The sequence below is a fragment of the Streptomyces sp. NRRL B-24572 genome (assembly GCF_002156145.1).
Classification (GTDB): Bacteria; Actinomycetota; Actinomycetes; order Streptomycetales; family Streptomycetaceae; genus Streptomyces; species Streptomyces vietnamensis.
Window position 1 is genome coordinate 232 of the sequence record NZ_MWIG01000431.1, and the last position, 6737, is coordinate 6968.

7 protein-coding genes and 1 pseudogene (1 of these 8 running past the window's edge) are annotated in these 6737 nt (G+C 70.6%); 3 read left to right on the forward strand and 5 right to left on the reverse strand.

What is annotated here, in order from left to right:
- Positions 1-422 (reverse strand): annotated as a pseudogene (locus CCN56_RS24720) (SDR family oxidoreductase) (it extends 179 nt beyond the left edge of the window).
- An 84-nt stretch (positions 423-506) separates the two neighbouring features.
- Between CCN56_RS24720 and CCN56_RS24725 the strand changes: the two are divergent.
- The gene (locus tag CCN56_RS24725; RefSeq protein ID WP_086830099.1) at positions 507-1106 is read left to right on the forward strand and encodes a TetR/AcrR family transcriptional regulator; all 600 of its coding nucleotides are present in this window, start codon (positions 507-509) and stop codon (positions 1104-1106) included.
- Positions 1107-1455: 349 nt separating this feature from the next.
- Positions 1456-2922: a sensor histidine kinase gene (locus CCN56_RS24730; protein ID WP_086830100.1), complete on the forward strand. Its 1467-nt coding sequence runs from the start codon at positions 1456-1458 to the stop codon at positions 2920-2922.
- A gap of 248 nt (positions 2923-3170) precedes the next feature.
- Here the strand turns inward: CCN56_RS24730 and CCN56_RS24735 are convergent, their stop codons facing one another.
- Together CCN56_RS24735 and CCN56_RS24740 are read right to left on the reverse strand one after the other, a co-directional pair.
- Complete coding sequence (locus CCN56_RS24735) at positions 3171-3428, reverse strand: WhiB family transcriptional regulator (protein WP_003953983.1); 258 nt, start codon at positions 3426-3428, stop codon at positions 3171-3173.
- A 318-nt stretch (positions 3429-3746) separates the two neighbouring features.
- Positions 3747-4715, reverse strand: a complete 969-nt coding sequence (locus tag CCN56_RS24740) for a diacylglycerol kinase family protein (RefSeq protein ID WP_086830102.1) — start codon at positions 4713-4715, stop codon at positions 3747-3749.
- Between the two features lie 84 nt (positions 4716-4799).
- Here CCN56_RS24740 and CCN56_RS24745 point away from each other — a divergent pair, with 84 nt between their 5' ends.
- Complete coding sequence (locus tag CCN56_RS24745; RefSeq protein ID WP_086830104.1) at positions 4800-5243, forward strand: hypothetical protein; 444 nt, start codon at positions 4800-4802, stop codon at positions 5241-5243.
- A 4-nt stretch (positions 5244-5247) separates the two neighbouring features.
- Here the strand turns inward: CCN56_RS24745 and CCN56_RS44825 are convergent, their stop codons facing one another.
- A complete protein-coding gene (locus tag CCN56_RS44825; protein ID WP_086830106.1) occupies positions 5248-6285 on the reverse strand; it encodes an RNA polymerase sigma factor SigF in 1038 nt (345 codons plus the stop codon).
- The gene (locus tag CCN56_RS24755; RefSeq protein WP_030688746.1) at positions 6282-6695 is read right to left on the reverse strand and encodes an anti-sigma regulatory factor; all 414 of its coding nucleotides are present in this window, start codon (positions 6693-6695) and stop codon (positions 6282-6284) included. Before CCN56_RS24755 ends, CCN56_RS44825 begins: the two co-directional genes overlap by 4 nt.
- Positions 6696-6737: the final 42 nt, after the last annotated feature.

Genomic DNA, 6737 nt, shown 5'->3' on the forward strand with positions numbered 1-6737 from the left:
ATGATCCGGCCGCCGTCCCGCAGCCGCTCCGCGCCCAGCTGTGCCAGGAAGAAGGGCGCCTTCGTGTTGACCGCGAAGATCCGGTCGTACTCCTCGTCACCGATCGCCGCGAACGGCCGCGACGCCCCGATGCCCGCGTTGTTCACCAGGATGTCCAGGCCGTCCGCCTGGGCGCCGAAGGTCCGCCACAGCGCCGCCGCGTCCCCCGGCACCCCCAGCTCCTGCCCCAGCGCGAAGGCGGACCCACCGGCCGCCTCGATCGCGGCGACCGCGTCCTTCGCCGCCTCCTCGTTCGTCCCGTAGTGCACCGCGACCCGCGCGCCCTCCCGGCCGAGCCGCTCGGCGATCCCCCGCCCGATGCCCCGGCTGCCACCCGTGACCAGCGCCGTCTTCCCGGCCAGCCTTCCTTCGAGCACGCCCATGGAGACGCCCCCCTCATTTCTGTAGCGGTCGTTACGCAAAGACCGTACCCCACGATTCGTAGTGAGCGCTATAGAATTCACTCCATGGTGACGAGACCGCGCGGCCGCCCCCGCTCCTTCGACCGGCTCACGGCCCTGGAGCAGGCGACGATGGCCTTCTGGGAGCACGGCTACGAGACGACCTCCGTCTCCGACCTCACCCGGGTCATGGGCATCAGCGCACCCAGCCTCTACGCGGCCTTCGGCGACAAGAAGACGCTGTTCGAAGAGGTCGTCGAGGCGTACGCGCGGTCGTACGGCGCCTATGGGGACCAGGCCCTCGCCGAGGAGGCGACGGCCCGGGACGCCGTCGGGCGCATGCTGCGCGAGGCCGCCCACGTCTTCACCGAACCGGGGCATCCGCGCGGCTGCCTGATGATCTCCGCCGCGACCAACTGCTCGACCCCCGAGGTCGAGGGGGCCCTGCGGGACCACAGGAACGCGAACCTGGCGACCGTCGAGGACCGCATCCGCCGCGACGTGGAGTCGGGCGGGCTGCCGGCCGGCACCGACCCCCGCGCGCTCGCCCGCTTCAGCGGCGCCGTCCTCCAGGGCATGTCCCAGCAGGCCCGCGACGGGGCGACGGCGGAGGAGCTGACGGCGGTGGCCGAGGCAGCGATGCGGGCCTGGCCGACAGGGGAGTGACGCACCCGCCGGGTCGCGGAAAGCCCCCGGAAACACCCGCGGGCTACGGCGCCCGGCGGGACCCTCAGCCCGCCCGGCACCGCAGCCCGGAGTTGCCCGGCCGGGGGTGTGCGGTCCCTCGGCCGTGTGGGAGGTCTCGGCGCAGTCAGGGCAGAGAGCGCCGGTTCCTCGTTCCATCCTCCTGTGCGGGGAGGATGGAGGCTCTGTTGCGTTCATTGTGGACTAGACCATTCTTGTCTGTCCATCCACAGGAACGCGGTCTTTCCCGGCCCATCCTCCAACACGGAGCCCGCGAGATCCAGGTTCACCGCCCCTGTAATTCCGCAGGTACGCTCGCACCGTGCCCTCCATGAACGACCTCGTCCGCCAGCACACCGCCCTGAGCGACTCCGACCTCGAGTGGCTCCACCTGCTGGTGTCGGAGTGGCAGCTGCTCTCCGACCTCTCCTTCGCCGACCTCGTGCTCTGGGTCCCGACCCTCGACGGCACGCGGTACGTCTCCGTCGCCCAGATGCGGCCCAACACCGGCCCCACCTCCTACCAGGACGACATGGTCGGCCATCTGGTGCCGCGCGGCCGCCGCCCGCTGCTCGACGCCGCCCTCGACGAGGGCCGGATCGTCCGCGAGGGCGACCCGGAGTGGCGCGAGGAGGTCCCGGTGCGGGTCGAGTCCATCCCCGTGCGCCGCGAGGGCCGGGTCCTCGGCGTCATCGCCCGCAACACCAACCTGCTGACCGTCCGCACCCCCTCCCGACTGGAGCTCACCTACCTCCAGTCGGCCTCCGACCTCGCCCAGATGATCGCCGCCGGAACGTTCCCCTTCCCCGGCGAGCAGGTCGACATGGACTCCTCGCCGCGCGCCGGCGACGGCCTCGTCCGGCTCGACGCCGAGGGCGTCGTCCAGTACGCCTCGCCGAACGCCCTCTCCGCGTACCACCGGCTCGGTCTCGCCGCCGACCTGGTCGGTCAGGACCTCGGCCAGATCACCGCCGAACTCGCTCCCTCCCGGGGCCCGGTGGACGAGGCCCTGGTCAAGCTGGCCTCCGGCTACGCGCCCCGCGAGTTCGAGGTCGAGGGCAACGGCGGGGTGATCCAGCTGCGGGCGATCCCGCTCAAGCCCAAGGGCACCCGGATCGGTTCGCTCGTCCTGCTCCGGGACGTCACGGAACTGCGTCGCCGCGAGCGCGAGTTGATCACCAAGGACGCCACCATCCGGGAGATCCACCACCGGGTGAAGAACAACCTCCAGACGGTGGCCGCCCTGCTCCGCCTCCAGGCCCGCCGGATGGACTCCGACCGCGGCCGCGAGGCCCTCAACGAGGCAGTGCGGCGCGTCGGTTCGATCGCCATCGTCCATGAGACGCTGTCCCAGAACCTGGACGAGCGGGTGCAGTTCGACGAGATCGCCGACCGGGTCATCGCGATGGTCGCCGAGATCTCCCCGGGCAAGGTCACCTGCCGGCGCAACGGCCGCTTCGGCATCCTGGACGCCGAGGTCGCCACCCCGCTCTCCATGGTCCTCACCGAGATCCTGCAGAACGCTCTCGAACACGCCTTCGTGCAGGGGGAGCAGGGCACGGTCGAGGTCAGCGCCGTCCGCGGCGAGACCCGGGCGGACGCCCGGCTCCTGATCACGGTCCAGGACGACGGCCGCGGTCTGCCCGAGGGCTTCGACCCGCAGCGGGCCGGCAACCTCGGCCTGCAGATCGTACGGACCCTGGTGGAAGGGGAGTTGGGCGGTTCCTTCGACATGCTGCCGGGCGCCGAGCGCGGCACGAAGGTGGTCCTCGACATTCCCGTACGGCCGCAGAAATAAAGCGAGTTCACAACAGGAGCGAGTTCACGGCGGAAGCGAGTTCACGGCGGAAGCGGGCTCACGGCAGAAGTGAGCTCGCCTCGGAAGCGAGCTCTCGGCGGAACGAAGCGAGTCCACAGCAGCGAGCCCCGGACCGAAGGGAATCGGTCCGGGGCTCGAATGCTGTGGGTTACTGCTGCGCGCTGCGGCTCGGGGCGGTGATTGCGTACGCGGTGTACGCGCCGCTTGCCTCAGGCTGTGCAGGTGGCTCAGGCGCTGGCGTTACGCGCCCGGTTGCGAGCGGCACGGCGCTTCATCGCGCGGCGCTCGTCCTCGCTGAGGCCACCCCAGACGCCGGAGTCCTGGCCGGACTCGAGCGCCCACTGCAGGCACTGCTCCATGACGGGGCAGCGGCGGCAGACGGCCTTGGCTTCCTCGATCTGCAGCAGCGCAGGACCGGTGTTGCCGATGGGGAAGAACAGCTCGGGGTCTTCCTCACGACAAACGGCGTTGTGACGCCAGTCCATGGCTGCTACCTCTCTCAGTGTTTCGTGCGAGTTGCTTGTGAATGTGAACGCTTTCACGAATCCCTCCGCAAGGGAAGGGCCGACTGCCAGTTGAACTGGTGTGGTCCTGTTGCTTGGGGTGGGGTTCTGGCTCTCAGTGGAGGCCGGTGTTGCGGGCCGTCCCGATCGCCAAGAAGAGACTCCCAAACCCCAGGGGCGGATACAACCCCTTCCGGAAAGTTTTTTTTGATTCCTCGGTGTCGGCTAGGTCACAGCCGTACTTCTTAGGGGTGGATGCACGCCTAAACGTTCGAGTGAAAGGACTTTGGGCCCTTCCACTCACACAATCACACGCAGTGCACGGCGTACGCCTGTGAACGTCACGCTCGTACGCAGTCCGAGGTGGTCTCCGTCCATCTGCAGGGGGAGGGGAACCTTCGAATGCAAGGTGAAGTCGGTCAGATCGTGCAGAGACACCGCATGCTTGCCGCGCGGGCCCCGCTCCGGGGTCGAGGTGAGCAGCTGGGTGGCGTAACGGGCCACCGCCGGGGTGGAGAGCCTGCGCAGTCCGAGGACGTCGAGCGCGGTCTCGAAGGACGCCTCCGGGGACGCGTACACCGGGCGATTGCCCAGGTAGGTCCAGGGGGAGGTGTTGCAGATTATGGAGAGGACCAGGTCCTCGACCGGCTCCGCGCCGGGGCGCTCCAGGGTGATCGTGCCGTGCCGGCGGTTCGGCTCCTCCAGGAACTGGCGCACCACCTGGCGCAGATAGAGGGCGTGCGTCGATCTCTTGCCGCGCTCGCGCTGCTGTTCGACCCGGCCGATGACGCTCGCGTCGAAACCGAGTCCGGCACAGAAGGTGAACCAGCGTTCGGGAACCGACTCGTCCTCCGTGCCCGGCGTCCCGGACGCGAGCCCGAGGCTCACCGTCCGTGTCCGCCGCTCACGCAGCGCGTCGAGCAGGGCGCCGGTCGCCTCCACGGCGTCGTTCGGCAGTCCGAGGGCGCGGGCGAAGACGTTGGTCGAGCCGCCGGGGACGACCGCGAGGCCCGGCAGCCGGTCCGGATCGGGCCCGTCGTGCAGCAGTCCGTTGACGACCTCGTTCACCGTGCCGTCGCCACCGAGGGCGACGACCAGATCGACATTGCCCGACTCGGCGGCCCGCCGGCCCAGGTCGCGCGCGTGCCCCCGGTACTCGGTGGTGACCGCCTCCAGCTTCATCTCGCTGGCCAGTGCGTGGATGAGCACGTCACGGGTGCGGGCACTCGTGGTGGTGGCTGCCGGGTTGACCACGAGAAGTGCGCGCATGAGCGCCAGCGTACCTACCCGGCGGTACCGGGCCCAGTCCGGTCTGCCGGGTGGACCGGCGGACGCCCCCGTTACCCTGCCCCTATGAGCGGTACGGAGCAGACGAGTACGGAACAGGGCAGCGGTACGGAGCAGGGGCCCCGGCCCACGCGCCTCGCCGGGGCGGCGGCCGTCGCCGGCATCGAGGGCCTCGGGCTCGTCGCCGGCGGTGTGTACATGCTGGTGCGCGGCCTCGCCGACGGCGGCGACCTCACGGGCGGCCTGACCCTCGCCGTGACGCTCGTCGCCCTCGGTCTCATCCCGCTCGCGGCCGCCCGCGGGCTGTGGCTGCGCCGCTCCTGGAGCCGGGGCCCGGCCGTCATCACCCAGATCCTGGCCCTGCCCATCGCCTGGCAGATGCTCCAGTCGAACGGCGTGATCCCGGCCGGCATCGTCCTGGCCGCCCTCGCCGTGACCGGCCTCGTCCTCCTCGTGAACCCGGCCACGACCGAGGCGCTCGGCATCCGGCGCCCCGGTCAGGAAGCCTGACGGATCACTCCTCCACGAGGAGTTTCTCCCTCAGCTGCGCCAGGGTGCGGGCCAGCAGCCGGGAGACGTGCATCTGAGAGATGCCCACCTCCTGCGCGATCTGCGACTGGGTCATGTTCCCGAAGAAGCGAAGCAGCAGGATCCGCTTCTCCCGGGGCGGCAGGTCCTCCAGGAGCGGCTTGAGCGACTCCCGGTACTCGACCCCCTCAAGGGCCTCGTCCTCCGCGCCCAGCGTGTCCGCCACCGCCGGCGACTCGTCGTCGGTGTCCGGGACGTCCAGGGAGAGCGTCGAGTAGGCGTTGGCCGACTCCAGACCCTCCAGGACCTCCTCCTCGGAGATCCCGAGCCGCTCCGCCAGCTCGTGCACCGTCGGCGAGCGGCCGTGCTGCTGCGAGAGCTCCGCCGTCGCCGTGGTCAGCGAGAGCCGCAGCTCCTGGAGCCGGCGCGGCACCCGGACCGCCCACCCCTTGTCACGGAAGTGACGCTTGATCTCGCCGACGACCGTCGGCGTCGCGTACGTGGAGAACTCCACCCCGCGCTCCGGGTCGAACCGGTCGACCGACTTGATCAGGCCGATCGTCGCCACCTGCGTCAGGTCGTCCAGCGGCTCGCCGCGGTTGCGGAAGCGCCGGGCCAGGTGCTCCACCAGCGGCAGGTGCATACGCACCAGACGGTTGCGCAGCTCGGCCTTCTCCGGGGAGCCCTCGGGCAGCTCGCGCAGCTGGACGAAGAGGGTGCGGGCACCGCTCCGGTCGTGCGGGTCCGGGACGGCGGGGGCGTCCGGGCCCTCGTCGTCCTCGTCACCGTCGTCGGCCTTCTCCACGGCCCCGGCCACGTCGGCCGCCCCGGCCTCGCCGGAGGTCCGCGTCTCGGGAGCCTCGGGGGAGCCCTCGGAACTCGCGGGGGCCTCGGAGACCCCTGGTGTCTCGGGAACCTCGTGGTGCTGCTCGTGCTCGCTCATCTGGTCCGCCTGCTCCGTAGCGACCCTGTTCGGCCGCGCCTGCTGCTCAGGGATGCCGGCCGTCGCGTCCCCGTTCCTCACGCCGGGCCTGGCCCCGCGCCGCGCTGTTTGTACAGGCTGATGGAGACCGTACGGTCATCGGCCACCGACGACTCCACCTTCCCGGCCAGCGCCGACAGCACGGTCCACGCGAAGGTGTCCCGCTCGGGTGCCCTCCCGTCGGTCGTCGGGGCGGAGACCGTCACGTCGAGGGAGTCGTCGATCAGCCGGAAGACACAGCTGAGGACGGACCCCGGCACGGCCTGCTGGAGCAGGATGGCGCAGGCCTCGTCGACCGCGATCCGCAAGTCCTCGATCTCGTCGAGGGTGAAGTCCAAGCGCGCCGCGAGGCCGGCCGTGGCCGTACGCAGCACGGACAGATAGGCACCCGCAGCGGGCAGCCGGACTTCCACGAAGTCCTGGGTCCCGGGCTCGCCTGCGATCTGGGACACCCTCACCTCCAAGGTGGCACAAGCTCATTCGGGGTTCGGGGG